Origin of the sequence: Protofrankia sp. Cr1, from assembly GCF_963555865.1 — a bacterium.
Taxonomy (GTDB): domain Bacteria; phylum Actinomycetota; class Actinomycetes; order Frankiales; family Frankiaceae; genus Protofrankia.
In genome coordinates this window covers 1-861 of record NZ_CAUVXO010000035.1, presented here as the reverse complement: position 1 = coordinate 861, position 861 = coordinate 1, and the positions used below count along the sequence as shown (strand labels likewise).

The 861-nt window shown below is 73.5% G+C and carries 1 protein-coding gene; it reads left to right on the top strand.

Going from position 1 to position 861, the window contains the following annotated elements:
• The first annotated feature begins 11 nt into the window (after positions 1–11).
• The gene (locus tag U9980_RS05575; protein ID WP_322766983.1) at positions 12–770 is read left to right on the top strand and encodes an IclR family transcriptional regulator; all 759 of its coding nucleotides are present in this window, start codon (positions 12–14) and stop codon (positions 768–770) included.
• Positions 771–861 lie beyond the last annotated feature (91 nt).

Here is an 861-nt window from a genome sequence, read left to right as displayed (position 1 = left end):
AGTATCAGTCTATGGAACAGCTTAGCGGAGTCGGCGTTCTGGACAAGGCGGCTGCCGTGCTCAGCGTGGTGGAGGCGGGTCCGGTGTCCCTCGGTGAGCTCGTTACCCGCACCGGGCTGAGCCGGGCGACCGCACACCGGCTCGCCGCCGCGCTCGAGGTGCACCGGCTCGTCGGCCGGGACTCCCGCGGCCGCTTCATCCCCGGGCCGCGGCTGGCCGCCGGTGGCGCCGTGCCGCTACCCTGGGCCTTGGTGGACGCGGCGGCACCTGTCCTGACCGCGCTGCGCGACGCCACCGGCGAGAGCAGCCAGCTCTACGTGCGCCACGGGGACGTGCGGGTGTGCGTGGCCGCGGCCGAACGCGCCAGCGGCCTGCGCGACACCGTCCCGGTGGGATCCACGTTGCCGATGACCGCCGGATCGGGAGCGCAGGTGCTGCTCGCCTTCACCGGCACGGCGAGCGCGGATGCGAGCCCGGATGTGAGCCCGGATGTGAACGGCCCACCGGTCGATACGGCCATTCCCCCGGGGGCGGTGTTCGATGCGGCCGACCTGGAGCGGGTGCGACGCCGCGGCTGGGCCGAGAGCGTCGGCGAGCGCGAGGCCGGGCTCGCCTCGGTGTCGGCCCCGGTCCGCGACGCCGGCGGCCGCGTCATCGCGGCGTTGTCACTGTCCGGCCCGGTCGCACGGCTGACCCGCTCCCCCGGCACCCGCCACGGCGCCACCGTCGCCGCCGCCGCCGAGCGCCTGCACGCCCGCCCCGCTCTTTGATCCACAATCCACGCCCCTACCACCAGGCGCTCCTAACGATGTGAATCTGATGCTCCTGGCACAACACCAGATTCACATCGTTCCCAAAGGG